Below are 336 nucleotides of genomic sequence, written 5' to 3' on the forward strand. Positions count from 1 at the left end.
CGGAATGGCCACGAAGCGGTTGTCGTAGAACGCGGTGGACACCTCGCCGGGGGCATCGCCATAGGCCAGCCCGGACAGTGCGCCGGGCAGTGCCGGGGCCGCGACGCTGGCCGGGCCCAGGGTCTTCTCCAGCGCATCAAACACCTCGGCATCGAGGTTGTTGCGCGCTTGGTGCCGCACCGACAGGCACAGGAAACGGGCGTCCTCACCCACCTGCGGGTGCTGCGACAGCCCGAATCGTGCGCCGGGCGCCAGAGCACGCCACTGGCCGGCACCGTCGATGGTCTGCGCGCGCACGCGCAGTGCATCCAGGTGCTGCTGTGCGCGGCGCTGGCC

The 336-nt window shown here is 71.4% G+C and carries 1 protein-coding gene; it reads right to left on the reverse strand.

The genetic code is table 11. The features are described from left to right. On the reverse strand, positions 1 to 336 hold a 336-nt coding region (locus QMZ26_RS21310), incomplete at both ends, for a contractile injection system protein, VgrG/Pvc8 family (protein WP_283222603.1).

Origin of the sequence: Stenotrophomonas sp. PFBMAA-4, assembly GCF_030053215.1 — a bacterium.
Taxonomy (GTDB): Bacteria; Pseudomonadota; Gammaproteobacteria; order Xanthomonadales; family Xanthomonadaceae; genus Stenotrophomonas.